This window comes from Klebsiella sp. A-Nf5 (assembly GCF_002810545.1).
Classification (GTDB): domain Bacteria; phylum Pseudomonadota; class Gammaproteobacteria; order Enterobacterales; family Enterobacteriaceae; genus Klebsiella; species Klebsiella variicola.
The window spans coordinates 1-1776 of record NZ_PIOG01000204.1; the positions used below are offsets into that span (position 1 = coordinate 1).

Genomic DNA, 1776 nt, shown 5'->3' on the forward strand with positions numbered 1-1776 from the left:
TAACGGGCTGAATTAACTGCTTCCCATCCTGTTCTGTCGGAACACGGAGTTGCCTCATAGACAGCTCTGAAGCGTACCACTTAAGATAAGCGACTTCTTCCCGGTGCTATTGCAGAAATTACATGACCAGACAGGAATGGCTGTTACGCCTCAGACGCTGTATTTCCAGAAACACGCTTGAAAAAGTGATAGAAAAAAACAAATACGATCTGACCGACGACGAACTGGAACCCTTTAATGCAGCTGTCGATCACCGACTGGCAGAACTGACTATGGGAAAGTTGTATGACCGGGTACCGCCAGGTGTCTGGAAATTTGTGAAATAGGATTGGTGACCTTATAAGTTACTGCTGGCACTTCAAAAATCTTTAAACCGGGTCATGCCTGACAGCTTACCCGGTAGCGATAATAGTGGAGACCGACAGAGGACTTCACTTTGGCTGCGGGATCCGCGTCCAGCGGATGGTTTCCATCAGAAGTTGATAGTGTACAGACGGGCTTTTATCCAGCCGCAGACTCTTCTTCCAAGACTCATCCGAAAATTTTTCCGCTTCATTACCGTTACGCTCATTAGGCTGCCGGCTCTCAAGCCAGCAGGTCTGTACTTCATGTGCTGTTTTGTTCATGGCCTTAGTCCTTACCTCGTTAGTGGGTGACATCCATGATTTTGCTGTCACGACACGACAAACACATCGACACATGATAAATTAATAATTCAAGTGATTGATATTTAACATAAAACGCATTAAGCGCAGTTGTGCTGTAGCAGCTAAATTGAGATGTTCGCGTTATGGTAAACCTCATTGGACCGTTGCAACTACCGGGAGACATATCATGAGCGTAGGATGCTCATGAGTGTTTACTTTGAAAGAGATCAACAGGGTTAAGGTTATCCTCGAGAGTATCTGCTCACCGGTTGTTGTTCAGCCGTTTCTTTTGATGATTTTCTGCTATCGTTCGGTATGATCTATACAGCAGCAGAGCTGCTATGCATTGATGACAAAACAGTTTCGAAAAGGGAGAACTAGTTTTATGGCTACGAGATTCAGTACTCAAGAAGGTATGGAACGATTTAAGGCATTCTGTGAAGAGTCAAAGCGACCAAAAGCACTTGAAGATATTAATTTTTCCAGCCCAGTAATAGTGCAAGTAATCACATATCATCTTTATAATGAATACATAATAGAAAACTGGGTTAATCATAAAATCGGGAACGGTACATCAGTTTTTAAAGATGCAAGTTTTTCAACAAACTCAAAGCTCACATTTGCCAAAAATATCGGTCTCCCGATGGAAATCTATAAAGCAGCAAAATTACTAAACAGAATTAGGAATATTTTTGCGCATAATATCAATGAAAACCCCATAAATGATAAAACGATACAAGAACTTATCACTGCATCTGATAATATCAATTTAAAAGAAAATATATATTCATCATTGTATTCTAATCAGAAGGATAGAATAGATAAGTTAAATGGTGATGAGAAAACAAAACATATCTTATTTATTATATTGTCAACTATGAGCCTTAAAATATGGAACTATGTATTTATGGATATGTATCTTAGCAATACATCTTCCTAAGATTGGGCTCGGTTCTCAAATCCGCACATGTAGGTTAAACTGCAGCAAATGCACAACAGGGATGAAAGCTAATTGTATGAGATTCCAGCCCTGCAGCGCAGATCATTCACCTAGCGGGCTTTATGAGCTCACCCTCTTGGCTTTTCACATTCCCTACAGCCCGCGTCACAGGATGCCAGATATAATGAT

3 protein-coding genes are annotated in these 1776 nt (G+C 40.9%); 2 read left to right on the forward strand and 1 reads right to left on the reverse strand.

What is annotated here, in order from left to right:
• Positions 1-122 precede the first annotated feature (122 nt).
• Entirely contained in the window at positions 123-326 is a 204-nt protein-coding gene (gene hha / locus CWM53_RS20245; RefSeq protein ID WP_032736982.1) for a hemolysin expression modulator Hha, read from the forward strand.
• A 105-nt stretch (positions 327-431) separates the two neighbouring features.
• On the opposite strand, the gene CWM53_RS31250 is transcribed toward hha, so the two are convergent.
• Positions 432-626: a hypothetical protein gene (locus tag CWM53_RS31250; protein ID WP_165785106.1), complete on the reverse strand. Its 195-nt coding sequence runs from the start codon at positions 624-626 to the stop codon at positions 432-434.
• A gap of 406 nt (positions 627-1032) precedes the next feature.
• Here CWM53_RS31250 and CWM53_RS20255 point away from each other — a divergent pair, with 406 nt between their 5' ends.
• A complete protein-coding gene (locus tag CWM53_RS20255) occupies positions 1033-1587 on the forward strand; it encodes a hypothetical protein (protein WP_100699020.1) in 555 nt (184 codons plus the stop codon).
• Positions 1588-1776: the final 189 nt, after the last annotated feature.